Below are 25,050 nucleotides of genomic sequence, written 5' to 3'. Positions count from 1 at the left end.
ACATGGATGATCACCAGTGACAGCACAGTGAGTACGACTTGGTTTGTCGGCGCCAGCTTTGGACACACCAACGACCAGAGCGAGCGTTTTCTTTCTCAAGGGCTTTGGGAGATCAGTAAACCGAACGACAAGGAAATGGCTCTGGTTCGCTCTATGCGCCCCGGAGAACGGATCGCCATTAAGGCCGCCTATACGCGTAAACATGGGCTGCCGTTCGATAACCGAGGGCGCACTGTTTCCGTCCTGGGCATCAAGGCCATTGGTACCATCCTCGACAATCCGCAAGATGGTGAGCGAGTGCAGGTGCAGTGGTTACCGACTGAAGGGGTGCGTGAGTGGTACTTCTATACCTTCCGAGCCACCATCTGGCGTGTGACTCCAGGTGATTGGATGAACGACGCGTTGATCGCGTTCGCCTTCGACAAACAGTTGCAGGATGTGGATCGCTTTCGCAATGAGCCCTATTGGCGTGAGCGCTTTGGGTCGGTTTTGTCGGACAAGCAGCGCTTTCAGTGGACGGACTTCTACGAAGCGGTGGCTGAAAAACTGCTTACCTACGCGGACGATCGAACCCCGCTCATTGAGGGTATCCACGAGATCGGCTCGCGTGTGCCGGGACTCGGTTATCTGCAGGACAAGTTTCCAGATGGCACCAGTGGCCCGCTGCGGGATATTTGCCCGTTCACCACTATGGGGACCTTCAACCGGTCCATGACCGATACCAATCGCAAAATCATAGCGAGTGAGCTGGCCAAGTTGTTAGGTGTAACCGTCTCAGTTCCGCCTTCATTCGAGGGCATTCCCGTCCTCAATAATCAGCGCTCCTGGTTTTTTGCCTACGCCGACAAACGCTGGGCGGGCGACGTTGACGCTTTGTGGAAAGTGTTCGTGGCCGCTCACAGCATGGTGGAAGACGACCAGCCGACCCGGGATGCTTTCATCCATGCTTACGACGAGGCGACCCAAGTGTGGGGCGTCGCCTGGAATCTCTCAACAGGCCTTTACTGGACACATCCGTGGGAGTTTCTGACCCTCGATAGCCAGTCGCGTCACTACATCAACAAGCGGCTAGGTCTGAATGTCGCCATTAGTGGTCAGCAAGGTCCCTGTAACGCTGGGAGCTATCTAAAGCTGGTTGACGATCTGCGTGCGCGCTTCAACGAAGACGGTTATCCCGTCCACAGCTTTCCGGACCTGTCGTTGGAGTCCTGGATGTACAAGGACCCGGACGACGAGCTTTTATCCTCTGGCGATGCTGAAGATGATGTCGCTGAAGACCAAGTAACCGTAAGTGCGGCTCGTGAAGCCTTTCAGGTGGCGGCGCCAACCATCCCGTACTCGGCTGAGGACATTCTCAAGGATGGGTGCTTCCTTGCTCGGACCGAGATCGACCTTCTGCTCGATCGGTTGCGAGCGAAGAAAAACCTGATCCTGCAGGGGCCACCGGGAACTGGAAAGACTTGGCTGGCCAAGCGGCTGGCGTTCGCGCTAATGGGGCAGAAGGACGACAGCAAAGTCCGAGCAGTTCAGTTCCATCCCAACCTCTCCTACGAGGACTTCGTACGAGGCTGGCGTCCGACTGGCGAAGGAAAGTTGTCGCTGGCGGACGGTGTCTTCATGGAAGCGATTAAGGCGGCCAGCAAAGACCCGTTTTCGAAGTTTGTTGTGGTGATTGAGGAGATCAATCGTGGTAACCCCGCGCAGATCTTCGGAGAGCTATTGACGCTGCTGGAAGCTGGGAAACGCACGCCAAGCGAAGCATTGGAACTCTGCTACCCAGATGCAGATGGCAAGCGGCGTCCGGTCCACGTTCCCGAAAATCTCTATGTTATCGGCACTATGAATATCGCTGACCGATCATTGGCGCTGGTCGATCTGGCACTGCGTCGCCGCTTCGCTTTCGTTGGATTAGAGCCGAGGCTAGGTCTCGTATGGCGGGAATGGGTGGTGAAAGAGTGTGCTGTTGATCCAGTCCTGGTGGACGATATCGAACAACGCTTTTCCAAACTGAACGATCAAATTGCGGCGGATGCCCGTCTCGGTAAGCCGTTCCGGATTGGCCACAGTTATGTGACACCTGCGCATCGACTAGAGTTGGGAGACACGAAGAAGTGGTTCCAGCAGGTTGTAGAGACGGAGATCGGCCCGCTGCTGGATGAATATTGGTTCGACGCGCCCGACGAAGCACAGAAGGCGATTGCACGACTGACACAGGGTTGGTGATGAGCATCGCCGAAGAGCTGGTGGATAACGTGCCCGCGAGTGCCGAGGGCTTCATCGGACGCATTCCGGTGCGCAACCTTTGGCTGCTGATGCTCTATGCCTCGGACCTCTTTCGCACTTGTGATATCGGCAAGGTCGGCTTGGAAGACAGTCCTGACGATCTGCCGGATCTGGTTGCGGAGATTCTTGCTCATGCTGTTGAGATGAGGCTACGGCGCAGGCTAAGTCTTGGCTATCGTTCTCGTGATGCCGTGGTTAATCGTGTCCGGGGCCGTATCGATGTCCTGACTAGCGAACGCCACCAGTTGTTGGATCGCGGTTTGGTAGCATGCCGATTCGATGAGCTGACTATCGACACGCCCCGCAATCGCTTTGTCCGAGCGGCTCTGGAGTCCATTTCAAGGATCGTGCGGAGAAGAGAGCTTGCACACCGATGCCGCTCACTTGCGAGTGGCATGAAGGCGCTGGGGGTGTCTGGAGAGGCGCCCACGCGAGCTCAAATGAGCACCGATCGTTTTGGACGTAACGATGCCGACGATCGACTCATGGTGGCAGCCGCGAAGCTGGCACTTGACTTGGCGATACCGGCTGAAGTGTCTGGGGCGAATGTGCTCTCGTTGCCAGATCGAGAGGTGACGTGGGTGCGCCGATTGTTCGAGCGGGCTGTAGGCGGGCTCTACGAGGTGGTGCTAAGTCCTCAGGGGTGGCGGGTAAAGTGCGGTGGCGCACTTGGTTGGAAAATTGAGCAAAAAACCGCTGGGATTGACAAGATCTTGCCTTCCATGCGAACTGACGTTGTTCTCGATCACCCATCAACTGGGCGTCGAATCGTGATCGATACCAAGTTCACATCAATCGTGACGAGTGGCTGGTACCGCGAGGAAACCCTGCGTAGCGGCTATGTGTATCAAATCTACGCCTACCTGCGATCTCAGGTGGGACGTGGCGATGCTCTTGCCGATTGCGCCAGCGGATTACTGCTGCATCCCGCGATCGGCCTGTCGGTTGACGAGACGGTCGTGATTCAGGGGCATGCCATTCGGTTTGCCACAGTTGATCTGGCAGCTTCAGTTGTAGAAATTCGAAACCAGCTGTTGAATTTTGCGACGGGAGGATTTGGTCATCCGAGCTGATTGGGCGGTTGCACTTACCACGAACAGTACGGATTTCCGCATTACTGCATATCCGGCTAGCTACGTAGCCACTTATGACAAAAAAATTAAGTGAGAGAAATTTAGTTCGAAGACCGCCCCGGCATCAGCCAAGGGCAGACATGGGGTGGTGTTAGCCAAGGAATTATAAATAGCCTCGTTGAGCCATCGATACGCAGCCTTCACTGCCCACAACGATATGATCCAACGTCTTGGTGCCAATCATGTTGAGGGCGTTTTTAAGGGTCGTGGTCAGGGTGTGATCAGCCTGGCTGAGTTGGGTATCTCCAGAGGGATGGTTATGAACCAGAATTACTGCAGCTGCTTTGTACTCCAGGGCGATCTTGACCACTTCCCTTGGATACACGCTGGCGCCATCTAGCTTGCCGCGAAACAGTTCCCTGAACTCAATTATCCGATGTTTGCTGTCGAGCAGCAGCAGTGCAAAGACTTCGTACTCGTGGTATTGCAGCAGTGTTTGCAGGTGGCTGAAGACCTGCTTCGGCTCAGTCAGTGACCGGCCTTTAGACAGGCGACTCATCGCCAGCTGTTGAGCCATCTGCATGATGTCCGCTTCGGTGACCGGGGATTCCATTACATACGTGCCGGTCATTTCACCGGCTATAAGTTTGTGATATTTCATGCGGGTATTCCTGTACGAATGCGAAGGGCGGGTTGAGAAATCCAGTTACTGGACGGTGGATTTGCTGTAGTGCCGAGTGACTTGCGACTCCAACTTTTGTGCGAGTGAGGATTGGGCAGGCGCTGTCCGTTGGCCTTGGGGCTCTACAGGGCCGGATTGATCTTCAAGGGCGGGGAAGAACTCTTCGACGACGTACCCGCTGTCCTCCTCTCTGTCTTCAAAGGCTCCGTTGTTAAAGCCTTGCCGGGCTGCGTGATCCAAGGCGCTCTGGTCAAAGCCCACTGCTTGCCGGTGCTCCTCCAGTTGCTTGGCTTCCAGTAAGGCATCTTCTAGGCGCAGCCCGCTGCGTACCGTGATGTCGACGTAGAAAATCGGCGTGCCATGGCTCTGGCGGGTGGATTTACCGCGCAGACGCAGCTCCAGCGGCAGACAGGCCAGCCGATTGCCGGAGATGGCTTGCAGGTAATGCAGGCGTGCTGCCAGGGTGCGGATGCTGTTGTAACCCGTGGTGCGAAAGACAAAACTGCCCAGCGGATCGTCATCGCCAATTACCACGTTCAGCCGGCCGTAAGGCTTACAAGTATTGCCTTGGGCCAGTGAACAGCCATCCGGTGAAGGGCAGGGCAACGACTGGATGCCGTCCTTGGTTAAACGCTTGCAGGTCTCACCATTGCCGACGCACAGCGGCCGGCCGGTGTTACGGTCGAACAGGCTGTAGTCAGCCCGAAAGTTGAGGTCTGGCTCATTGAACAGCAAACGGATCGGAACGCTGCGCAGCTTGCCGTCCTGGCCATTGCGCAGCTCCTCATTGAGTGGATGCAGCAGCCAGCCATCGCGGCTCTGAACCTGCGAGGTAATGGTGAACTGATCATCTTTTTCCGGCAGACGTTTGCCGTTCTTTTCGACGACCTTACCGATGGAAATTCTGCCCAAAATCGGGGGTGTGATGGCTAAACCTTTGAGCATGGGAGTTCTCCTGTATCTGAAATAAAAACGCCACCGAGGCCGCGCAAACGGCCAGGGTGGCGTTGGAGAGAAAGGGCATGGGAATAAGGGAAGAGCGAACGAGCGTTCAGGCCAGCAGAAAACGTCGACTGCCGGTTTTGGTGGTCGAGTAGCGCACTTGCAGATAGGGCTTTTCTTTCATTAGACGGGGGATATCCAGGGCCACGCTGTCTTTTGCTTTCTTCCACGTGATGTTGCCGGTGGCGAAGGTCGCCCGACTGGCATCGCCCATGGCCTGTTGCAACGTTTGCTTGAGCTGAGCTTCCTGCTTCTCTTGCAGAGCAATCGATTCGCGCACTCTCTGCAGTTCGGTAAAGGTCGTACACAGCAGAGTGTCCTGGCTAAAGTCCAGGCTTTGCCCACTGTCCTGTGGATACAGACACCGCAATGCCTGCTCCGCCGAGTCAGAGCCGTCTGCCGGCGGCGGGGTATCACTGACGACGTAATCCCAGAACAGCCGCTCCAGGTCGATCAGCCGAGCAATCAGTGACTCGTCGCGCTCGATGCGATGGATCTCCAGGTGCTGACCACCGAGCAGTACCGCCACATCCGCCGCCTGTTTGCCGGTGACGGCGAGCTGGTGCATGACTTGCAACTGCACATACTCGGGCACGCCTTCTTTCCTGAGGCGTGCTCCATTTATGCCGGCAGTTTTGCATTCGAGGATTTGTACATCGTCTGCGCCGATAACCTCGCGATCGATATTGGCCAGCATCCAGGGCAGATTAGGATCCGGATGCTGCAGTACCGCATTGATCCGGCGAACCCGATTGCCGCTGCGCTGGCTGTAATGCCAGGCCACTATGGGCTCCAGAGCATTGCCCCAGTAGGCTGGGCTTTCCTCATCCTGAGGATCTATTTTCGGTAACGTGGCATCCCGGCCAGTCTTTTCAAGCCACAACTCCAACTGCGATTTGTAGGGGTTGAGGCCAACCGCTGCGCCTGCGTCTGAGCTGCCGATACCTTGCTTACGCACGGCGAGCCAATCTTCACGGGGTAGTTCCTTAGTGCCGATCAGACGAAGGGCAGGACGGCTCTTGTAGGTGTTTTCATTTAGAGGGATCGCTTTCATTGGGGTTACCTTGCGGACACAAAAACGCCCGTTGAGCTCGGTGTTGAACGGGCGTTATGGTTGAGGGGTGGGAGGCATTTCAGGCTACGAGTTGCAGGGCTGCATCCAACGCACGTTGCTTTATCTGTGCACCCTGACCGAACCAGGCGGAGTCCATGCGGTACTCGTTACTACGCGCTCTGCGCTCGTGGTCGACATACTCGGTCACGGCGTTGAGCAGACCCCAGGCAGTGCCTTGCGCCGACTCAAGCGTTGCACCACGGCCGCGTCCCTCGTACAGGCTCTGTACCTTGCGCAAGGCGCGTTCGTTGGGGAGGATTTCAGGTAATTTGCTATTAGGTGCTACGTCACACAACACGTTCATGAAGAACCCCATGGCCTCATGTCACTGGACTTTGCGCTCGGCCAGTATGCGCATGCGATACATGAACTGGTCCCATTGCGAGACGGCAACACCCAGTTGCTTCTTGACGACCTGTGCGTCAAAGCGGGTGCTGTGCGGAACCTTGATGGCGCGAGTGACGCCATCTAGTGCGATGGTCAAGGTGTTGTTGCAGACCACGCGAACGGTGGTCGGAGTAGCTGTGGTGGCGAGCGTGCCGTCACAAGAGGTCGCCAACAACAAATAGCTGTTGACCTGATCATTGCCCTTCAATGAGGTGCTTTGCCCGGTTCGTGCTAGTGCCCAGAACTTACGACCGCCCTTGAGCACTCCAGCGGTTTCCAACTCATAGCCGGAAACCTCGGTCAGATCTCGATAGAACTCCATCACCTCACGCGGTTGGACAATTTGGTATCGGTTGGAAACCACTGACAGCGGCGCTTTGGTGTCAGAGCGGTAAAGCACCTTCTGCTCCGTGAACGAGTGAATGCTACCCAGGTGGCCGATAGCGTCGGCTTTGAAGTAAACCGGGCTTTCCTGGATCTTCCAGTCCATACCGGCCTCACGCTGCCAGATTTCAATAGGTTGTTTTTGAGTCAGTTGACTGCCGAGGCCATGCCATGGGGTCGCGCCAACGTAAGCCATTTGTTCGATTTGATGAGCCATGATTACGATTCCTTAGGCTGCAAGCCGGCATAAATGCCACGCATCGCGTGGCACTGTCCGGGTGGACTGAAAGAGAGAGGAAAGAATGGTTTACGCGGGTAGATTGAAGCGATGCCCACAGATCAGGCAGAGGTTGTTTGCCAAGATATGACGGTCCAGTTTTTCGCCAAGCTGAGCGCCTAGCGCACATCCGCCTACGCCGCCAACAAGGCCGCCCAGAACTGCACCTGATATAGCGCCAAGGCTGATACCTAGAGGTCCGGCGATGGCGCCAACAGCAGCTCCAAATTGACCTCCAGCTAGTGCTGTGCTGGCGCCGCGGACGGCACCGCCAACAGTACCAACAGCCGCACCGATCTTCATGGCGGTTTTGAGTGTGGCGATCTTGGGAGAATTGCAGAGAGGGCATTGCAATGACATGGTTTGCTCCATGGTTTGGTTATCATGGAGGTGATGTAGCGCTGAGATTTTTTTGAATCGTAGGGAGGTGATCTTCGGGTGCCAGCATCCATTTTGATAGTCCGTCGCAATGGTCTAGTACAGGCTGTACGTCCTGGATTTAGAAGCGGGCACCTTTACAGCGACCGCGTTGTGGCTGATGATCACAAGGTGCCATCGTAGGTGGCGAAAGTGCATAGGGAGCATGCCTTGACCATTTCAGCTGGCGCCGCAGAGTTACTCCTCGTCGCGAACAAACCGGGCCTCACAGAGACTGGCGGTGGCCACGGCGCAAAGGGTGTGGATTTTCAGCGGTGGTGGGCCGTGCTCCGAATGGTAGAGCTGGAGCAAGCGGGCGAGATTGATTTCTTGCTGCTTTTCGAAACGGTGCAGGATGTCACCGAGCTGGACTCGTCAGACACTCCGTCACTCGCGCGCGTTTACCAGGTAAAAAAGAAAGATCGAGGTGAGTGGAGCTGGTCCGTACTCACCGGAACAACGTTGCCTCCGAAAAAGAAGAATCTAGCAGCTTCAGCGAAGGCGGTAATACCTAAGTTCGAAAAAGTCGGCGACAGCGCTCTTGGCAAGCTTCAGCTCAGCCTCGCAGCTTTCGATAAGTTACCTGTTCAAGCCTTCTTTATCTCGAACGCTGGATGTGACATTCCTCTTGCGGCGGGGGGGAATGCAGCTACGGCGATGCCTTGCTCGCTCGCGGATTTTTCTCCTGATCATGCAGATTTGTTGTCTCAAGCGTTGAGTTCACTTGGCGCGAGCGGCTCGCCTGCTGCGGATTTGACGAAGGTCACGCTGAAGAGAGTTGCTATCCACCCCGATGAGCCCAGTAGCTATGTCATCAAAGTTGCGCTGGAATTATTGATGCATCGCAGTCCCGCTCATGCGGGCCAGGCCGCTTCGTTCGTAGAATCCCTCGTCACAAAGATTTCGCCTCTAGGTCGCCACACTGATACCTGTTCATCTTTCGGAGAGCTCATCAAGCAGCGTGGGTTTGCGAGGCATGAATTTGTAGCAGCATTGGGGGCACTTGAGGCAATTCCAGATTATTCGGCCTATCTGAGTGTCTGGCTCACGCAGCTACAAACCGAAGGAATGGACTTTATGTTGGTTACCGCGGTGCGAGCTGAAGCTGCGCGCGTTGTTCGGGAGCAACTAGCAGGCACAACACCTACCGATGCCCGATCTGTTCACAATTTTTGTGACAGCTGGATCGACCTCAATGAGGCCGGACCATATTTGCGGCCGTACTTCGAGGCGTGTTTAGCCGAACTTACAAAGAATTTCACTAGCTTTCGCGATGCCGAACTACTCGCGCGCTTTGCAATGAGGGCTATTAAAAAATGCGTGGACCCGAACTGAGATTCCTCGTTCGTAGCTTGAGAACTAAGAACTATGAAAAGCTTTCGATTCGAAAACATCTGGCTACTCTCGCACCGCGACAGGAAGGCGAGACACGTGGGCTTCCACCCGAAGAAAAACCTGTTGAGGGGGAGGAACCACACTGGCAAGACGAGCCTGATTCGAAGCATCTTTGAGACCCTAGGTGCCAAGCCCCAGGGGAAGCTAGAATCGTGGGATGAAAATACCGTTTCTCTCCTAGAGTTCTCAATTGGAGGATGTAATTTCTTCGCACTGCACCAGAATGGGCGACGCGCGCTTTTCAACGAAAATCAGGAGATGATCGTCGCCACCTCTAATTTCGGAGAGTGGTCCGAGGCATTCTGCAGCATCACTGATTTTAATTTGGTGTTTACCGATAAAAGAGAGTCAGCTATTAAACCGGCGGACCCTGCATGTTTTTTCCTTCCGTTCTACGTAAATCAGGATGGCAGTTGGCAGTCAGGCTGGAACACCTTTATCGGCCTCCAGAGATTCAGCTCTCCCTGGAGCGCAATCTTGGAGTACTTCACTGGTATATGTCCGCCCGAGTACTATCGGGCTAGAGCCGAAAGAGTTCAAGAATCCAAAGCGCTTGAGGAGCATCGGCGAGAATACAAACTTCTAGAACGCACTATGGAGCGGTTCAGCCGAACGCTGCCCTTATCTGGTCCCAAACTCAACCCTGAGAATTTTGCCCATGAAATTGCACTGCTGACCCATGAGGTTACTGAGCTTAATCAAAGGCAGGAGATGCTTCGTAGTGCAGCCGTCCGTGAGCAAGATTTGCTTTCCAGTCTTGAGCAACAGATTCGATTAGCCGATGACGCTCTCACGGCATATGGTCATGACGCAAAGTACCTTCGGGCTGAGGGGGCGGAACCTCTCATTTGCCCAACTTGTAATGCAGAACATACGAAGTCGTTTCATGACTTGCTCCAATTCGCTGAGGATGCACGCGTGCTACGGGAGCTCGCAGGGTGTCTCCGAGATGACGCGAACGAGGTCCGGAATCGATACGGTGCCACGTTAGCCAGGCTCCATACCCTAGACGATAGCTACCAGCGAATTTCTAATCTTCTAGATACTCGCAAAGGAGACCTAAAATTTAAGGATGTCGTTGAAGGCATTGGGGCGGAAAGCGCAGTCGCGGCTTTCGAAACCGAGCGTAAACTTCTGCAAGGTGCGATCGACAAGGCGCTGGGTACCGTGGATGCTCTAGATGAAAAAATGAAGTTGCTCCGTGCCCCGAAAAGGACTCGGACTATATTAGAAAAGTTCAGATCCTACTACGTGTCCGGGCGTATAGCCTTGCAACTTCCCGCAGTAGACGCATCGAAGATGAAGCTTGCTGGGCGTCCAGATCTATCAGGAAGCGGAGGTCCTCGATCGATTTTGGCTTACTACGCCGCAATCTGGCAAACGTGCCAGGGTATAAACGGCACTTTCGACGTACCCGTGGTAATCGACTCGCCGAACCAGCAAGCTCAAGACGACATCAACTTGCCGGCGGTGCTTCAGTTCATTGCAAAAGAATTACCAGATGACATGCAGCTAATCGTTGGATTAGAAACCGAAACGGACTTTCCGTTTGACAAAGAGATCCACCTGGATGTGCCGTACTCAATGCTCCGGGAAGACGATTGGGCTGAGGCGGAGCTCGTCGTCGAACCATTACTCGAGAAGATGTACACGAAAATGACATCTGATGTTGAGGGGGTGGACAGCGAGTGATGAAAGAACTGATGGCGCTCCGCGCGTCACATCCCTGAGGCTGCTGCTCGCCACCGGTTCTCGTTTCAGCTGAAAGAAACTACATTGCGGTCTCTATTTTCATTGGTTGCTGACACAGAAAGGTTACCAGTCGCCGCCTCTTGAATATGCTCGCTCCACCAAGCCATCATGGGGCGTCTACGGTCAATGTAGTCAGCATGATTGTAAGCGTTTCGAACCCCATTATTGTCGACGTGAGCCAACGCTACTTCGATCAGCTCAGGATTCCATCCGTGCTCATTGAGGACTGTGCTCGCTATTGATCGCATGCCGTGGCTAACCAGGCGCCCTTCGAACCCCATCCTTTTCAATGCCATGTTGGCCGTCTGGCTGTTGCAGTGCGTGCGAGGGTCTCGGTCGGCAGGAAACACATACTCCCGATGCCCACTGTAGGGCTTGATCGCCTCCAAGAGCGCCAAGGCTTGATCAGTGAGAGGAATGATGTGTATTCGCCGCTTCTTCATTCGCTCTGCTGGTATCGTCCAGATCTTCTTTTCGAAGTCAATATCAGCCCAGCGTGATGTAGCCGCCTCGGCCGGCCTGGTCATGGTGTGAAGCTGCCACTCAATTAGGCAGCGCGTGGTTCTCTTGATGCTTGCATTGGCAATCGCCACCATAAGCTCTTTTAACTCATCGGGAGCGAGTGTTGCCATGTTCTTCTTTCTCGGCTTTTTGAAGACGGAGCGAATCCCGCGAAGTGGATTCGCGTGGATCAGTCCCGAATTAACGCCGTAAGTCATGATTTCATTGAGACGCTGAGCCAAACGTTTAACAGTTTCGAGACTGCCTTTCGTCTCAAGGGGGCGAAGCAAAGTGATGACCTTTGGAGCAGTGATAGCGGTGATTGGGGTCGAACCCAGGTCAGGGAAAACATGCAGCGTTAGGGAGCGCCAAATATCCTCGGCATACGCAGGTGTGACTGAGTCCTTTTTGAGCTCGAACCACGCTGTAGAGATATGTTCAAAAGTGTGTTCCGTGGCTGCCTTTTTCGCATGTCGTTCGGCATCGCGTTTCTCCTTGGGATCTAGCCCCTGCGCAACGAGCTCTCTCGCTTCAACGGTTCTCTTGCGCGCTTGAGCCAAGCTGACCTCAGGAAACGTTCCCAGACCCATGTTGATCCGTTTTTTGGTAACGGGTTGGATGTAGTTGAAATTCCACAGCTTAGAGCCATTGATTCTCACTCGCATCTGTAGGCCGTTACCATCCGTGAGGATGTAGTCTTTTTCCTTGACCTTTGCGGCTTTCACTTTTACGTCTGAAAGGCGAGTGGCTTGAGCACCCATGATGTATTCCAGTGCGGTTTATGTATTCCAAAAAATAGCAGGTGAGCGCTTGGAATACCACGTGGAATACACGAGATCGTAGATGGTCTTGGACCCCCACGGACTCTATTGGACCCTAAACCCTTGTGTTCACTGGATTTCAGGCACAAAAAAAGACGTCCGTGGACGTCTTTAGATGTTGAAGTGGTGGAGCCGGGGGGATTTGAACCCGCGTCTAGCTCAAGGCTGGCGCGGGTTGCAAGGCTAAAGCTGCCATAATGCTGTCATTCGATTGCATTGACCAGGCTCACCACGTTGGGAACCTGCTTATCGAGCTGACTCTGGTTGACGGTCACTGATCTACCAAGTACGTCGGCCTGTCCAGAACGAAGGGTCGAAATTGGTATCCCGCAAGCACCCGAAACGACTGAGGCAGTGTTTGCATCATTAACTTCATACTGGAACATCTGTTTAAAGAGGCGCTTGGTGCTGGGTATCGCAGTGCCATTTGGATGAATGCAGAAAAGGTTGGCGTTGGCTTTCCAAACTTCGTAAATTTCATCACCTATTTCATTTACTACGGTCTTGAAGGCGGTTGCCGAGGACTGATTCATTTGGGTTAGGCGATTGCCGATATACATATAGATGTCTGGGAAGCTCATCCGGTATCGGGTGGTGTTAAGGAAGAACTCCGACTGCTGTTGGCCAGCCTGACGCGCAATACCATAAACCAGCGATAGCACAGCCCTTACTGCGCGTTTGCTGGAGCCGTCAGCTGAAAACGGGATCAGCAAGCGGTCAGCAGCAGACATTGCGAGTTCGGTGTAAACAGAAAAGCTTGGATTACAGTCGATAAAGACAGTGTGATCAGCGTCGTTCCAGCTTTCCGCAATATCGTTAATCAGGTCGCTCAGCCAAGTATGTACAATCCGCCAAGCATCTTGTGGGCCAGGGAAAGTTGCAGACATCACACGAGAGGCTTGAATCTCTAATTGTTCATCGCCAACCACGAGATAAAGATTGTCAGGCACACGATGGTTGATCGTCGCCGCTTGCGTTACGAAGTTTGCACCAGTCCGAGGATTTACATAGGGGCTTAGAATCCTGTCTTCAATATAACCAGCAATCGTGCGTCTGGGATTGGTCTGATGAATTGCATTCAGCGCGTTCTCACCATCTTCGATACCGCCAAGGATCATCGACGATGAATTTGCTTGAGGACACACATCGATGACCAGCACCCGCTTTTCGGGATGCTGCCGAGCGTATTCAGAGGCGATCTGGAACGTCAGATAGCTTTTCCCCACCCCACCTTTGTTGTTCCAAAGCGCGTAAATTGCCATTGCTGCCTCCAGTCTGTTCGATTGCGTGCATGCTAAACCATGCTTGGCTATTACTGTTAAATCTTGCGCGAAAATGTGGACCCAGGGAGGTTTGCTTGCTCCGTTTTCGTGCCAGTAACCCCTGACCAGATCTGCTCCGCTCGCGATCCGGCATCTGCATCCGCCGAGGGCATCCATCTGCCATAGACGCGGGCAATCATAGTCCAATCACTATGCCCCATTTGTTTCGCAACCCACATCGGGTGCTCCCCCGCTGAGAGCATCATGGAGGCATAGGTGTGCCTAGTTTGATAGGGGCGCCTGTACCGCACGCCTGCCTTTTTCATTGCGTGATGCCACATAGTCTTGCGGATCGGCTGATCTCCGGCCCACCGTTCAAGCGTGCGAGGATTCTGGAAAATCTCCTTGTCCGCCAGGAGGGTATGCTCTTTCTGCGCCTTGAGCGCCTCCATGGCGGGGAGCAGCAACTTCACTGAGCGCCTGCCTGCTGCGGTCTTGGTCACCTCCGCCTCTCCACCTGCAGCCTGGGTCATTGCCCGGCTGATCATTACTTCCCCCCGAACCCAGTCCACATCATCCCAATCCAGTGCGACAAGCTCGCTTGTCCGGAGCCCTGTCCAGATTGCGAACTGCACCATATTTCTGGCCTGTCCGCTCAAGGCTGCGAGAATTGCCTGCTGCTCCTCGGGAGTGAATGGGTCAACATCATCATCCCTCGGTGGCGCCTCTTTCCTGGAATATGTCCACCCGGCCAGCGGGTTCAAGTCCAGCAGCTCTTCGTCGACCGCATCATTCAGGGCTGATCGGAGACAGCTCTGGATATTACTCAGTGTCTTGTTGCTGACCTGTAATCTGTCCAGCCAGCCGCGGATTACCTTCCGCTTCAAGTCCACCAATAGGTGGTGACCAAGCGCAGGAGCGAGCCTGAGTTCGACAATCTTACGGTAGCCCTCAAAGGTGCTGCTAGAGATATGCTTTTGCTTCGCCGCCAGCCACCTGGACAGAAATCCGCCTACGGTTTCCTGGCAGGTCTCTGGTGAAAACTTGGTGGCCCGAGGGGACCCTGGGAACGTCACGGAATAGTCGAACGTCCCCTGAGCAATGGCGTACTCGATCGCTGCCTTGTGCTGCTGAGCCTTCTTCAGGTTAGTGGAGGTGGGCTTGAGCGAGACGCGCTCCCGGCACCGAACGCCGCGGTACATGAACGTGATCTCGATACTCGAGTCTGAGACTGCCCTGACCCCGCTCCCGCCTCTACCCATGTCTCGTATCCTTCCATATCGATAAGCGTCCGGCCGTCCGGCGCTTTTAGCCAAATCTCACCGAGCCGCCAGATGCCATCGCGGATCTTGGAGCGGATCGCGTCCTCGGTGTAGCCAGACTCGCTGGCGAATTTCCTGACGGTCACGTAGCGCATGTGTCGTTACTCCTGACTGATCAGGGTTTGCGATCGTGCGCAGGGAGGCGCAACTGCTCGTTGACTCCGGTGAGCTGGAAAAGCGTTGTCTTCCGATTTTTCGGTGATTTCCTGCTTTTGCCGGCAGCGGTTGACTTTGTTTTTGGTCATTTCCCAAGTCCATTTCAGCTACACGGATAGCCTACGGGCGGCTGTCCAGCGTGTGTTTCGCTTTCACGCAACAAAAGCGACGGAAATCAAAAGACGGAAATTCCCTGCCAGGGCGACGATCTCCCCGCAACGTGGTGTGAGTCCGGTAGACCTGTAAAACTCAAGGGTCACCTCAGGTCTGCTGCAGTTTTTTCTGCTCGTATGCGATGCGGTTCATTACGCAAACTGGAATTTCAAATCCTTGGATATTTGTTTTGAGGGTTTCGCAACCGTCTTCGACGATTACGCAGGGCACGCCCCGACGGAAACGCATTCCCCTCCCGGTGTAATTGCGCAGGATGATTTCCCAGGACTCGTCGTCGTAATAGAAGGCCGTGATCTCAGCCCAGCTGGCCGCAACGCCGCTTCCAACAATGCCTGCTGGGGTGAGGCAGAAAATTTCTACTTGGTTTTCCTGTGTCACAGGTACGGCGTGAATCCGGCCATTCGGTGCTACTGGTGGGAAAGTCTGTCCATTGCTTAAGTGACGAAATTCCATGTTGGTGCTCCACATGCATGAGGTTGCATGACACCGTATGCCAGGCTCTGGAAATCCCAAGCCTACGGAGCTCAAAGGCTTATGCCATTGGGTTTCCTGGACGCGTTCGTAACCTGTGGCAATCAAAACAGGGAGTGGCGCCATGGGTAACAAATCAACAACGATCCGAATCGGTTTGCTGGCAGCGACAGTAGCTCTTCTGGTTGGGTGCTCTGGCACCCAGGGGGCTAGGACTGTGCAGCTTCCTGAGCCGAAGGATGTGCCGAGGGAAAAATGGTCGGATGCTATGCATGTTCTGACCGCCATGGGGATTTCCGGGCAGCGTGACGTTCCAATCGAGCTGGTACGGGCAGTTGATGGAGCTAGCCCTGTCGGCGGCTCTGGGGCAGTGCTTGGGGATGCTGGACTAAGCGCAGTTAGCTTTGCGTCTCCACCTACAGGCCTGAGTGGCGGCGCAGCAGCGGGAATTGGCTTGGGTTTAATGCTATTGGGTGGGACGAGCGATCCGGCGCGCACAACCCAGGTTGTCGCGTGGGTGCCCGCTGACCAGGCAAGTTCGCCGTACGCGGCATCTGCTCTTGCATTGCGTAAGGTCGAAGACGCTCGCGAGATGGTTTTTGCTAATGGCCTATCGAAGCTGCCAATGCAAACAGGTAAATATCCTGATGGCCATGCCCGCAGCTATGCATCCCTGACAGATAGCTACGCGGAGCGGTCGATTCCATACAGTGATGAGGTTGCTAAATCGCCGAGCTTTCTGATATCGCCACTCAGCTACGGGCCGATCTTCATCCGTGACAACCAGTTCACGCTTGATGCCTACAAGAACGACATGACGACGTCGGAAGCCATGCTGCTTGCATCGCAACACCTACCTGAGTGGATCTACATCTACCACCCTGGCCAGCGGCTGAGAAAGAACTCGATCCCTGCGGCAATCTTCAATCAGGGCAGGGCATTTTACTTCGTAGGGAAGTAATTCTGCTGACCTGTACCGCCGTGGGTTTTTGCAAACCTGCGGCGATTTTTTGGGTATGCCTATCCAGATACAGGCTTGTTTTGTCTTTTTCGAGCTTCCCGCTTGATAAGTAACACCCAAAGTGGAACATTATTAGTAGAACGCCCTAACTGATACAGGCACTCATCATGTTCATCCGCGCATACCTCCGAGCCTCCACCGAAGAACAAGACGCCGGCCGCGCTCGGGCCGCGCTCGAGCAGTTCGCCAGCGACCATAACAAGATGATTGCGAGCGTGTACCTGGAGAACGCCAGCGGCGCCACCTCAGATCGGCCTGAGCTGCTGCGCCTGCTCAAGGATGCCCGCAAGGGTGACGTGCTGCTGGTGGAATCTATAGACCGCCTTTCGCGCCTCCCGGTTGAGGACTGGCAAAAGCTCAAAGCCGCCATCGACTCCAAGGGCCTGCGAATCGTGGCGCTTGACCTGCCTACCAGCCACCAAGGAATGCAGGACACCAAGGGCGACGAGTTCACTGGCCGGATGCTGGGGGCCATCAACTCAATGCTTGTGGAAATGATGGCAGCTATTGCCCGCAAGGATTACGAGCAGCGGCGAGAGCGTCAGGCCCAAGGTATTGAAAAGGCCAGGGCGGCCGGCAAATACCAAGGACGCCCGGTCGATGCCGATTTACACAAGCGAGTGAAAGAGCTATTGGAGGCCGGTCTAGGTATACGCGCGACGGCCAGACACGCCAATTGCTCTACTACGACAGTCCTCCGAATCAAAGCGATAGACGAATAGTAACTATCTGGCCCTAGGGATCTCTTTCAATACTTTCCTCAAGTCAAACCCCCGTATCCGACCTTCCTCAAGCAGCTCCGTAAATTGCTTTATGTACAGATGAGAGTCGGCTTCTGAAGGCTTTTCTGCGTCTATGAGAAATATTGGGAGCATCTTCTGAATCACATCCTTGCCATGAGCAATTAGTCTCTCTTCGCTCCATTCGCTCATATACCTGCGTGCCCGGTACTGTGCTTCTACCAATTCCTGTAAAGACTGAGGGTCAGGCCGAGGACCGTGGTTGTGCTCAAATTGGAGGCCAGAGGTTTCGCTCGTACTTTCAAAGTTGTGACCCTGCGAGCGCGCCCAAGCTTGCAGGAAAAACTGAATTTCTTGCTCAATTTTATGATGGCGATGAGCATTGAAGGGATTGCTTATAATAAAGGTCGGCAGGCGCGTCGATCTGCCACCACCTTGCTGTAGCCGGTAGGTAGTCTGGATCAAAATTATAAAATCAATCTCCGAGAACCGGCCCGGATCTTTGCCATCACCGGTAAGCCGGGAGCTGAACCTGTCAGCGAGCCGAGAGGCAGGAATGCTTTCAACGGTGTCATTCAATATGAGCGCGATCCCTGGGGTGTCGGGATCAAGGCTCAATAGCCTTTTGGATGAGGCAATCTGTTGTTTGGCATTTCTAAGCACCCCCTCAACCATCCTAGTTGCGTTAGAAAAAATTTTGTCCAGATGTTCTTGCCCTCCCCGCGTGTTCTTCATCGCGGTTTCAAGGTCATAGTCGCCAAAGATCAGCGGAAAATCGTCAGACTCCATTAGCGATTTGGCACCATCCAAAATCTTATCTTTCGGATCAATCTTAAGCGTTTTGAGTTCGACAACCGCTTGCCTGTTGAAAAACAGATAATCGGCGATCTTGACGCCATCAGGCTGAGCAACATGACCGTCGAGAGGCGTCACGTGGTCTTGGCTTTGGAGGAAGCTAATCATGCGCTCCTCGATATCCCGCACACTGTCCATTCGATACCTATCCATTGATATACGGGTAGGCCAGACATTGTAGACGCAGCTAGCGAAGCAGTTCTACGTGCAGTTGAGCAGCAGTGGCATCCGTACGAATTCTACCCTGGCGGTATTCAGGTCGCCTGGATTGCACTGGCTCGTTTAACGTCACAGGCGACGGCGCAGTGCTCGAATCATTTTGGCGCGCATGAAAACGGTTGTGACTGACACCGCAAGCGCTAAACCACCCGCCAGTTCGCCGAAACGGAGGAACGCAACGATGTTCACCAGGGCGAGAACCATAAGGCCGTAGAACTCGGCATTGGCCTTGCCGGCAGTCAGGGCCTGATGTTCGGTGAGCATCCACTTCGGCGACAGACAGAATGGGCATACGGACGACTCCGGGTCACGACCACCCACAGGTACTCCGCTGATGTAGAACGGCGCGCTGGTGACCACTTTTGGAACCATCATCTTCTTGCAGCACTGGCACTCAACTTTGCTCATGACGTGAACCTGCTGGACTTGGCACATGACTGAACATTACCCGAGCGCTGGTGAATCCCAAGCCACCGCCATGCGGGCCTGCAGGTGCCTGCAAGGTCAGTCGGTGTGACGTTTTTTATCGAGATGATCCGCGACCTTGTAGCCAATCACCGCCGCCAATCCCAACGTGCCGATTACGCCAATGACCGCGTAAACCAGTAGCTCAATAGTGTCCATGTCTTGCTCCTTCTGGGCTATAAATTTGCACGGAATCCAGCTTCTCACCTGTTGTGCCAATCCCAAGAATTTCTTCCACCTCAACCCCCCTCCCTCCGGCACTTGGCTGATTAAATTCCAGAGCTACCGGCGCACCGCTCCTATCCGCTGCGCGACACGAGTTCAAAAAACATGCTCACACCACCTCTATTGCTTATGGGAGTCTGACGGTTCACCTCACATAGAGGGAATCTGTGGATTTTTGGCGAAGGGGTGTCGTGAAGGGGTGTTGCCGCTATAACCCGCATGTTTACTGGATTTCAGGTTATTCAGGTCGTCTTGCACAGGTTTAAGGGGTGTTGTGAAGGGGTGTTGTTGCCCAGGTAAGGGGTGTCGTGAAGAGGTGTTGCGGCTACAACCCGCATGGTTGCTGGGTTTCAGGTTGTTCAGGGTGTCTTGTGCAGGTTAAGGGGTGTCGTGAAGGGGTGTTGTTGCCCAGGTAAGGGGTGTCGTGAAGGGGTGTTGTTGCTCAGGTAAGGGGTGTCGTGAAGAGGTGTCGTCGCTGCAGTGCTACGATTTCAGGGCTCCCACCCTTCGCAATGTGCCATGTGGCAGCAGTAATTCAACAACGGATAACAACTGAGCATCAGGACGGGACAGCGACAACAAATGAGCGACACATGACGACCTACTAGCTGAGCGAGAGGGCGTGTTTAATGAATGCGCAACAGATGACGACGGTGGGCTGGATCCGTGATCGTTGCATAGTTCGATAGGCAGAAACCGTCCATAAGCAGCAGCTCTAGACCGACAGCTAACGACCCATTGCAGCCGGCCAGCCTTTAGCAAAACCTCTACTTTCTAGGGTGCTGCAGTCGCACAGTACCGGCAAAGCGCCACTTACGTATAATGTGGTAAAGCTTGCAGTCTGCAGCCAAAGCGCCACCAACGCAGATGGAGTCTTATTTACCGCTCAGGCTTGATGGTTTTGACATCAAATATCCAAGAAATATACCTAAAGGCTTTGTTGAGTAGCATGAATAGAAAGAGCGTACGAAGAAACAGGAAGTTACTAAAGTCCTTGTCGAATGAGCAACTGGCTAGCTTCAATGTGATTGGAGACTATGTCGCAGATCAAAAAAAAAGGAAGTTCTTGGATGGGTTGCACGACGAAGACAGGGAAGCCCTGCTTAGTATCATACCGTGCATTACATTTGCATCTGAATATGATGTTGAGAAACTTAATTCAAGCATATTATATCAAAAAATACATACCCTGCTGAAAGAAAGCGAAGCAAACGGGGCAATCAAGCAGGAATTAAGTGAAGCATATAGCATTCAATTGAATTACACTAGAAATTATTTGCACATAAAGAAAGGGAGATTAATAAGGGGGTTTACTTTCTAATGCCGCATCAAACTTTAAAAAACTAAAAAGAAAAAACCCAGAAAAAGCCAATTTAATGCTGGAGAATTGCATATCGAAAGCGAGCAATATGCAAAAGGAGCATCTTAAAATCATAGATGACCTATTATTTCTTCACGAGCATAGCCCCATTCTTTTACGCCTGACTCCTGCGCTGCTGAGAACGAAGATTAGCGAAGTTGATCATCTTAGTTTGGCTGCAGCAATAATTACAAATCCTAAGCTTCAACTTATACAGCTCATTCATTTAGATGGCTGCTGGGAATCATTTCCACTGAAGTGGTATGTAAATAATTTACCTACAACAACAGGGCGAATGCTATTTGAGATATTTAAGGGTGGGGGCGACATATCTGGGGTTTTCGCCTCAAGCTATATAGATGGAAAATTCGAAAACCTCAGTGAGCTTTTATCCAGCACGTACTTAACTCATCCAATGTCTCATGTATTGTGTTCTAGATCCCACGTAGTCAAGGATGTTCTAGCCTGCTTCAAGCAAAAAATATACTCTGCTGCTGTCTGCACTGCGCTTACAATTATCGAAGGTGTGCTGTGGGATTTCTCTAGGGAGTACAATCATATCGCGGATGTAAAAATCTATCACGATGATGAGTGTTCAGTCCTCTTGTTAGCCTCTGGGAAGACGATGGAGAAATTTACGATTGGTAACCTTTTAAAGCAAACCGGCCTTGGTGATCTGTTTGACAAGCACTTCATCTCCTACTTTTGTGATGAACTTTATAATGAGCGCAACCCTATACTGCATGGTCAGGATACGGAATCGTTTACTGTGAAAAACTCAGCCAAAAAAATTGCGACCATAGAGTTTATTTTGCGTAGGATAGAAAAATTTAATAAGGAAAATGTTATGCAGCGTATAGAAGAAGATCTTCCTGCTGACATCAAAGATTTACTCAGGATCTAATCCAAATCGAATGGCTGCTTCTGGCCGTTAGCCGCCGCTGGCAATTTCATATTTTTGCATGCTGAATTCGTGTAAAGGTGCCTCTATCAAGAGTGCAGATTATTCCTCCCAACCATGGTGGGGCTACCTACCGGCCTTTTGAGTAAATAAGCTGGGACGAGGCTATGTATTTCGCCAGACATATCGCGTCGATGGGCGGCCACCTTTCTCACCGGCAACCTCGTAGCCAACGATGAAGTCGTGTTCAACCAGAATTGCGAGCGCATTATTCACGGCGTCCTGCGAGCCCAATCCCGTCCAGTCCTTCTGGCGCACCTCTCGTGCGGTAAACGGCTCGGGTAATTTCTGCTGACGTTCCAGGAGCAACCGGGCCCCCAGTAGTGGGGCGTTAATTGCTGCACCGTACAACCGCTGTGCATGGCTCATCAGGTAGTCCGCCCAGCCAATTGCTCGGCTAGCAGCCTCTGCACTGACCACTTGCTGTCCTCCGCCGATAAGCTCGAATAGAAGTGCTAATCCGGCAATGGTCTGCGGCATCTTTAGGAAGTGGGATTGCAATGCTGGATGTAATTCTTCCCTCCGGCTTTCCTGCATGTGACGGGTATACCAAGCGTTAAATATCTCCTGAGCCTCCGGGCTGAACCTGAGTGCAGAACGAGGCTCATCGGGTATTTGGTCGAGCTGCTCGATAACCCAATCCACACGCTCAGTGGCGGCTTTGTTCGGCCAGCGGTCCACCAGACGCCATTCGTGGACATCGTCGGGATAAACGGCGAGTTGCAGGCGCTGAATCAGGCCGTCATCCAATTCGCCGCTGATCGCGGCGCGCACCAGCGATGCGATTCGTGACGGTTGAGTGCCGCCGATCAAGGATAAACAGCACGACTCGATGAAAATGGTGCCGCGCCCAATGCGGTCGTAGGTGAATGAGCCGTTGCCATCGAAACATTCCAGGTAGAACGCTCGCGCAACAGAACCGTCCTCGCTCTGTATCGTCGCCAGCCAGCCTCCCAGCTCGTCACGCACAAGCAGTAGGCCGTTGGGGTTTTCGTTGAGCAGTTCGCCGAGTTTCTCGACAGATGAGTCGTTGACGATGTACCGGCGCAGGACTGGAGCCTGCATGTCGCTGGAAAGTCTGTTCAGTTCCGCCAAAGCTGCGTTCTTGTCACCGCTACCGAGAAGTTTTTTTGCCTTGACCTTGGCGGCGTTGCGCTCCATTTCGAGCAGCTCGCTTCTGGCCTTGTGCTCAGCCTCAGCCAGGCCGTACTGTTTTCGCTCCCTGGACTCCAGGGCATGCAGTGGGCGCAATGCCTGTTTGAGTGCTGGCGATTTCATCGCTGATGGCCGACCGATGATGACGCCCCATTGATTGGGGACGACCATCCAGTCGTCGTGTTGTTTCGGGTGGATGGTAAATTTGCGACCCACCACAGCGCTGGCAGCAACCACAAGTGCGACCCCAATAAAGTCTGGTGGGCACTGGGTGCGTTCAGCAACATCGCGTACATACTCCCGCAGATCGGCTGGCAATAGCTCGTCACGCCAGGGCGTGACCCGAGACAGCCCGCTCGGGAGCGGCTTTGGCGCAATTTCCAGACTCAGATATGAGGTAAGTGCCGGCTCGGGCATCTCTGCCAAGAAGGGCGGCATCTGCTCGTGCGTGGTCATTGCTCATCTCTCTCGGAGAGATCCTGAGTGACGCCATCACGCTCGCTGATCTTGCTCTCCAGCCAGGCCTCCACCTCCGCAACTACGAAGTAAACGCCAGCCTGTTTGCTCGGGCCAAATTTGATAGGGCGAGGGAAGCTGGGGTCGCTTTCGCGCAGCTTTTCAAGGCCGGAGCGGCTCTTGTCAAAGCACTGCTGCAGAGAGGTGTTGTTGATCAGGTATTTCTTGTGGGCATGTGTCGGCATGCTTGGGTCTCTGTGTGTAAGCCGGACACATATTTAATAACCCTTACAGACTTCTGGGACGCGATTTCAAACCGGAAAAACGTCGGAAAACGCTTTGCCGGATGTTGAGGCAGCCGAGGATAGGTTTCGCGGGCAGGGAGGCTGTCATAAAGCTGGCATTCCCCAGCCAAAACAGCCCATTTGGACACAAAAAAGGCACTTGCGAGATTCGCTAAGTGCCTGATTTGTTTAACGTGTTTGGTGGAGCCGGGGGGATTTGAACCCCCGTCCGCCAGTACTCCGCTGTCGGTACTACATGCGTAGCCATCTCAACTAAGTTAATCCGCAGCCGCCCGAGTGGCAGGGTGCTTTGGACGAGTTGGGTAAGTTTTAGTCGCTTTGCCCCCAACGTGCTACACGACGATCCTGTTCTGTATGACAATCACTTCGGGTTTACAGGCATCCCCTAGTGATTGCTGGAGCCGAAGCTACCAGGAGAGCGGGCTCAGCTGCTTACGCAGCGAGAGCGTAACCCTCGTAGTTTTCGTCATTGGCAACTATAGAAAGTTGCAACAGTGGATTTACGAGTTCTGTTACCAACTCGGCATGCACCTAGAGTTTCGCGACCGGCGTCGAATCCTAATCGGCCCCAACTCAGCTCTAGAGCTGAGCGTGCTTTTCAGCACGCAAGGCGGAGTATACGCCTTTATGCGGACGACGTCGACTGCGGGTGCCGTCGTCCGTTTGCCGCGTGTTGCTTAGGTCCCGCTGCCGCCAGCGGTGCCGCTGCCTTTGTCGGTCTTTTCGAGGCGCTGGAGCACTTTGCTGGTGATGGTGATGCATTCTTTGGTGTCGCCGCTGGCTTGGGCGGCCTTGGCTTTGTCGACGTGCTCGGTCAGGGTTTTGTCGAGGCCTTCGGAGGTGGCGCCAGCGGTGGCCATGCTGTCGTCGATTTTCTGCAGGTTGATCGCGCAGAGGTCGTCGGCAGCAAACGCTGGCGAGGCCAGCAGTGTGGCAGCCGCGAAGAGAGCGGAAAGCGCAGTACCTTTCATGGGTGTCTCCTTCTGGAAGGCCTCTGGAAGGCGGGCCTGTAAAGATGGACTGCGCGGTTTCCGCGAGGGTTCAATGCAAATGCTGGCCTGCTGACATGGCTGTCGTTATTGGATCGCGTCGCGTAGGGCTTTGCCGCTTTCTATGTCGGTGCCGAGGGCTCGGGCTAGAGCGCTCAGGTAGCGGGCGGCTTCGAGGGCGACGGGGTCGTCGTTTTTGTCGGCTTGCTGGGTGAGGTGGCGGACCATGCTCAGTAGCGCGGACAGTTCCTGGAAGGCGCGCTCGACGTGCACGCCGGGCTTGATGCGGTAGAGGTCGTGGCAGGTTTCGGTGCCAACGGTGGTCCAGCTGTCAAGGTCGTGGGTCATTGCGGCGCTCCTTCTTCAACGGTGGCGCGGCGCATGACGTGTTCGACCAGGGCGCGGGCGGTTTCAGCGGCGTGGGCGGCGTTGCTGAGCATGTTCAGGCCGGGCTCGCCGGCGTGATGGCGGCAGTGCTCGTCGATGGTCTCGATTACACCGCGTAGCAGTTCGCTGGAATGAGCGAGCGCGTCGGGCGTGGGCAGGTCGTTGTGAAGCGAGAAGAAGGGGTTGTTGAGCATTTTGAAGCGGGGCGGATCTGGAACTAATTTTTTCATGGCACCTTACCGATCTAGGTCATCAGGAGCTGCCAAGTAGATTCCTCTCACAGAATTGGGTGGCAGCCGAATGCGGGGTGAGAGACCGGCAAAGATCGGTAAAATCCGGCCAGACCGAAGCCTGCCCGCATTGCGGCTGCCATTGCAGTGCTACCGACCATCCCGGGCTCTCACACCCTTGTCGCCTGAAAATGGCGACCCGAGGAAAT

Annotated in this window: 22 protein-coding genes, 1 other RNA gene and 1 pseudogene; 7 read left to right on the top strand and 17 right to left on the bottom strand. The window is 54.0% G+C overall.

The annotated features are described in order from the left end of the window. The first annotated feature begins 6 nt into the window (after nucleotides 1–6). Nucleotides 7–2,223 (top strand): AAA family ATPase, encoded by a 2,217-nt coding sequence (locus K3F44_RS16105; protein ID WP_220632576.1) that lies wholly within the window; start codon nucleotides 7–9, stop codon nucleotides 2,221–2,223. After that, nucleotides 2,223–3,356 carry a 5-methylcytosine-specific restriction endonuclease system specificity protein McrC gene (gene mcrC, locus K3F44_RS16100; protein ID WP_220632575.1) on the top strand — a complete coding sequence of 378 codons (1,134 nt, stop codon included), beginning with the start codon at nucleotides 2,223–2,225 and terminating at the stop codon, nucleotides 3,354–3,356. The genes K3F44_RS16105 and mcrC overlap by 1 nt, the downstream gene beginning before the upstream one ends. Before the next feature lie 163 nt (nucleotides 3,357–3,519). On the opposite strand, the gene K3F44_RS16095 is transcribed toward mcrC, so the two are convergent. The 5 genes and pseudogenes from K3F44_RS16095 to K3F44_RS16075 all read right to left on the bottom strand — a co-directional run bounded on the left by K3F44_RS16095 (nucleotide 3,520) and on the right by K3F44_RS16075 (nucleotide 7,562). Continuing rightward, a complete protein-coding gene (locus K3F44_RS16095; protein ID WP_220632574.1) occupies nucleotides 3,520–4,017 on the bottom strand; it encodes a JAB domain-containing protein in 498 nt (165 codons plus the stop codon). Between the two features lie 45 nt (nucleotides 4,018–4,062). Next, nucleotides 4,063–4,983 (bottom strand): hydrolase or metal-binding protein, encoded by a 921-nt coding sequence (locus tag K3F44_RS16090; protein WP_220632573.1) that lies wholly within the window; start codon nucleotides 4,981–4,983, stop codon nucleotides 4,063–4,065. 106 nt (nucleotides 4,984–5,089) lie between these two features. Further along, on the bottom strand, nucleotides 5,090–6,094 hold the full coding sequence (locus tag K3F44_RS16085; RefSeq protein WP_220632572.1) for a YqaJ viral recombinase family protein: 1,005 nt from the start codon (nucleotides 6,092–6,094) through the stop codon (nucleotides 5,090–5,092). Between the two features lie 79 nt (nucleotides 6,095–6,173). Continuing rightward, nucleotides 6,174–7,142 (bottom strand): annotated as a pseudogene (locus K3F44_RS16080) (DUF932 domain-containing protein). 90 nt (nucleotides 7,143–7,232) lie between these two features. Continuing rightward, nucleotides 7,233–7,562: a hypothetical protein gene (locus tag K3F44_RS16075; protein WP_220634199.1), complete on the bottom strand. Its 330-nt coding sequence runs from the start codon at nucleotides 7,560–7,562 to the stop codon at nucleotides 7,233–7,235. A 228-nt stretch (nucleotides 7,563–7,790) separates the two neighbouring features. On the opposite strand from K3F44_RS16075, the gene K3F44_RS16070 reads away from it, so the two are divergent. Both K3F44_RS16070 and K3F44_RS16065 read left to right on the top strand, forming a co-directional pair. Further along, nucleotides 7,791–8,954: a dsDNA nuclease domain-containing protein gene (locus K3F44_RS16070; protein WP_220632571.1), complete on the top strand. Its 1,164-nt coding sequence runs from the start codon at nucleotides 7,791–7,793 to the stop codon at nucleotides 8,952–8,954. Nucleotides 8,955–9,050: 96 nt separating this feature from the next. Continuing rightward, nucleotides 9,051–10,706, top strand: a complete 1,656-nt coding sequence (locus K3F44_RS16065; RefSeq protein ID WP_259406998.1) for a hypothetical protein — start codon at nucleotides 9,051–9,053, stop codon at nucleotides 10,704–10,706. A gap of 65 nt (nucleotides 10,707–10,771) precedes the next feature. Here the strand turns inward: K3F44_RS16065 and K3F44_RS16060 are convergent, their stop codons facing one another. The 4 genes from K3F44_RS16060 to K3F44_RS16045 all read right to left on the bottom strand — a co-directional run bounded on the left by K3F44_RS16060 (nucleotide 10,772) and on the right by K3F44_RS16045 (nucleotide 15,455). Beyond that, nucleotides 10,772–12,028: an integrase domain-containing protein gene (locus K3F44_RS16060; RefSeq protein ID WP_220632569.1), complete on the bottom strand. Its 1,257-nt coding sequence runs from the start codon at nucleotides 12,026–12,028 to the stop codon at nucleotides 10,772–10,774. Between the two features lie 263 nt (nucleotides 12,029–12,291). Further along, nucleotides 12,292–13,350: a ParA family protein gene (locus tag K3F44_RS16055; RefSeq protein ID WP_220632568.1), complete on the bottom strand. Its 1,059-nt coding sequence runs from the start codon at nucleotides 13,348–13,350 to the stop codon at nucleotides 12,292–12,294. A gap of 56 nt (nucleotides 13,351–13,406) precedes the next feature. Further along, nucleotides 13,407–14,612 (bottom strand): Arm DNA-binding domain-containing protein, encoded by a 1,206-nt coding sequence (locus tag K3F44_RS16050; RefSeq protein ID WP_220632567.1) that lies wholly within the window; start codon nucleotides 14,610–14,612, stop codon nucleotides 13,407–13,409. 477 nt (nucleotides 14,613–15,089) lie between these two features. Beyond that, entirely contained in the window at nucleotides 15,090–15,455 is a 366-nt protein-coding gene (locus tag K3F44_RS16045; protein WP_220632566.1) for a hypothetical protein, read from the bottom strand. 142 nt (nucleotides 15,456–15,597) lie between these two features. On the opposite strand from K3F44_RS16045, the gene K3F44_RS16040 reads away from it, so the two are divergent. Continuing rightward, nucleotides 15,598–16,434 carry a hypothetical protein gene (locus tag K3F44_RS16040; RefSeq protein ID WP_220632565.1) on the top strand — a complete coding sequence of 279 codons (837 nt, stop codon included), beginning with the start codon at nucleotides 15,598–15,600 and terminating at the stop codon, nucleotides 16,432–16,434. A 167-nt stretch (nucleotides 16,435–16,601) separates the two neighbouring features. Continuing rightward, nucleotides 16,602–17,216: a recombinase family protein gene (locus K3F44_RS16035; RefSeq protein ID WP_220632564.1), complete on the top strand. Its 615-nt coding sequence runs from the start codon at nucleotides 16,602–16,604 to the stop codon at nucleotides 17,214–17,216. A gap of 3 nt (nucleotides 17,217–17,219) precedes the next feature. Here the strand turns inward: K3F44_RS16035 and K3F44_RS16030 are convergent, their stop codons facing one another. Both K3F44_RS16030 and K3F44_RS16025 read right to left on the bottom strand, forming a co-directional pair. Next, on the bottom strand, nucleotides 17,220–18,227 hold the full coding sequence (locus K3F44_RS16030; protein ID WP_220632563.1) for a hypothetical protein: 1,008 nt from the start codon (nucleotides 18,225–18,227) through the stop codon (nucleotides 17,220–17,222). 150 nt (nucleotides 18,228–18,377) lie between these two features. Next, nucleotides 18,378–18,716 (bottom strand): hypothetical protein, encoded by a 339-nt coding sequence (locus tag K3F44_RS16025; RefSeq protein ID WP_220632562.1) that lies wholly within the window; start codon nucleotides 18,714–18,716, stop codon nucleotides 18,378–18,380. Nucleotides 18,717–20,407: 1,691 nt separating this feature from the next. Here K3F44_RS16025 and K3F44_RS16020 point away from each other — a divergent pair. Continuing rightward, nucleotides 20,408–21,262: a hypothetical protein gene (locus tag K3F44_RS16020; protein ID WP_220632561.1), complete on the top strand. Its 855-nt coding sequence runs from the start codon at nucleotides 20,408–20,410 to the stop codon at nucleotides 21,260–21,262. 162 nt (nucleotides 21,263–21,424) lie between these two features. Here the strand turns inward: K3F44_RS16020 and K3F44_RS16015 are convergent, their stop codons facing one another. The 6 genes from K3F44_RS16015 to K3F44_RS15990 form a co-directional block, all read right to left on the bottom strand. After that, nucleotides 21,425–22,930 carry a YfjI family protein gene (locus K3F44_RS16015; RefSeq protein ID WP_220632560.1) on the bottom strand — a complete coding sequence of 502 codons (1,506 nt, stop codon included), beginning with the start codon at nucleotides 22,928–22,930 and terminating at the stop codon, nucleotides 21,425–21,427. After that, nucleotides 22,927–23,175, bottom strand: coding sequence for an AlpA family transcriptional regulator (locus tag K3F44_RS16010; RefSeq protein ID WP_220632559.1), 249 nt, complete (start codon nucleotides 23,173–23,175; stop codon nucleotides 22,927–22,929). Before K3F44_RS16010 ends, K3F44_RS16015 begins: the two co-directional genes overlap by 4 nt. A gap of 238 nt (nucleotides 23,176–23,413) precedes the next feature. Continuing rightward, nucleotides 23,414–23,805, bottom strand: a transfer-messenger RNA (tmRNA) gene (gene ssrA / locus K3F44_RS16005). Between the two features lie 107 nt (nucleotides 23,806–23,912). Beyond that, a complete protein-coding gene (locus K3F44_RS16000) occupies nucleotides 23,913–24,206 on the bottom strand; it encodes a hypothetical protein (RefSeq protein ID WP_101322181.1) in 294 nt (97 codons plus the stop codon). A 105-nt stretch (nucleotides 24,207–24,311) separates the two neighbouring features. Then, on the bottom strand, nucleotides 24,312–24,572 hold the full coding sequence (locus tag K3F44_RS15995) for a DUF3077 domain-containing protein (protein ID WP_150572266.1): 261 nt from the start codon (nucleotides 24,570–24,572) through the stop codon (nucleotides 24,312–24,314). Further along, complete coding sequence (locus tag K3F44_RS15990) at nucleotides 24,569–24,841, bottom strand: hypothetical protein (protein WP_220632558.1); 273 nt, start codon at nucleotides 24,839–24,841, stop codon at nucleotides 24,569–24,571. Before K3F44_RS15990 ends, K3F44_RS15995 begins: the two co-directional genes overlap by 4 nt. Nucleotides 24,842–25,050 lie beyond the last annotated feature (209 nt).

This window comes from Pseudomonas sp. S07E 245 (genome assembly GCF_019599025.1).
GTDB lineage: Bacteria > Pseudomonadota > Gammaproteobacteria > Pseudomonadales > Pseudomonadaceae > Aquipseudomonas > Aquipseudomonas shirazensis.
Note: the sequence above shows the minus strand (reverse complement) of the source record. Positions and strands in the feature narration are given on the sequence as shown.

Coding starts and splice junctions, on each gene's coding strand:
- K3F44_RS16095 (WP_220632574.1), bottom strand. CDS start 4,017: ATGAAATATCACAAACTTATAGCCGGTGAAATGACCGGCACGTATGTA.
- K3F44_RS16050 (WP_220632567.1), bottom strand. CDS start 14,612: ATGGGTAGAGGCGGGAGCGGGGTCAGGGCAGTCTCAGACTCGAGTATC.
- K3F44_RS16030 (WP_220632563.1), bottom strand. CDS start 18,227: ATGGACAGTGTGCGGGATATCGAGGAGCGCATGATTAGCTTCCTCCAA.
- K3F44_RS15995 (WP_150572266.1), bottom strand. CDS start 24,572: ATGACCCACGACCTTGACAGCTGGACCACCGTTGGCACCGAAACCTGC.
- K3F44_RS15990 (WP_220632558.1), bottom strand. CDS start 24,841: ATGAAAAAATTAGTTCCAGATCCGCCCCGCTTCAAAATGCTCAACAAC.
- K3F44_RS16075 (WP_220634199.1), bottom strand. CDS start 7,562: ATGTCATTGCAATGCCCTCTCTGCAATTCTCCCAAGATCGCCACACTC.
- K3F44_RS16060 (WP_220632569.1), bottom strand. CDS start 12,028: ATGGGTGCTCAAGCCACTCGCCTTTCAGACGTAAAAGTGAAAGCCGCA.
- mcrC (WP_220632575.1), top strand. CDS start 2,223: ATGAGCATCGCCGAAGAGCTGGTGGATAACGTGCCCGCGAGTGCCGAG.
- K3F44_RS16055 (WP_220632568.1), bottom strand. CDS start 13,350: ATGGCAATTTACGCGCTTTGGAACAACAAAGGTGGGGTGGGGAAAAGC.
- K3F44_RS16015 (WP_220632560.1), bottom strand. CDS start 22,930: ATGACCACGCACGAGCAGATGCCGCCCTTCTTGGCAGAGATGCCCGAG.
- K3F44_RS16040 (WP_220632565.1), top strand. CDS start 15,598: ATGGGTAACAAATCAACAACGATCCGAATCGGTTTGCTGGCAGCGACA.
- K3F44_RS16035 (WP_220632564.1), top strand. CDS start 16,602: ATGTTCATCCGCGCATACCTCCGAGCCTCCACCGAAGAACAAGACGCC.
- K3F44_RS16090 (WP_220632573.1), bottom strand. CDS start 4,983: ATGCTCAAAGGTTTAGCCATCACACCCCCGATTTTGGGCAGAATTTCC.
- K3F44_RS16000 (WP_101322181.1), bottom strand. CDS start 24,206: ATGAAAGGTACTGCGCTTTCCGCTCTCTTCGCGGCTGCCACACTGCTG.
- K3F44_RS16085 (WP_220632572.1), bottom strand. CDS start 6,094: ATGAAAGCGATCCCTCTAAATGAAAACACCTACAAGAGCCGTCCTGCC.
- K3F44_RS16025 (WP_220632562.1), bottom strand. CDS start 18,716: ATGAGCAAAGTTGAGTGCCAGTGCTGCAAGAAGATGATGGTTCCAAAA.
- K3F44_RS16010 (WP_220632559.1), bottom strand. CDS start 23,175: ATGCCGACACATGCCCACAAGAAATACCTGATCAACAACACCTCTCTG.
- K3F44_RS16045 (WP_220632566.1), bottom strand. CDS start 15,455: ATGGAATTTCGTCACTTAAGCAATGGACAGACTTTCCCACCAGTAGCA.
- K3F44_RS16020 (WP_220632561.1), top strand. CDS start 20,408: ATGCAAAAGGAGCATCTTAAAATCATAGATGACCTATTATTTCTTCAC.
- K3F44_RS16105 (WP_220632576.1), top strand. CDS start 7: ATGATCACCAGTGACAGCACAGTGAGTACGACTTGGTTTGTCGGCGCC.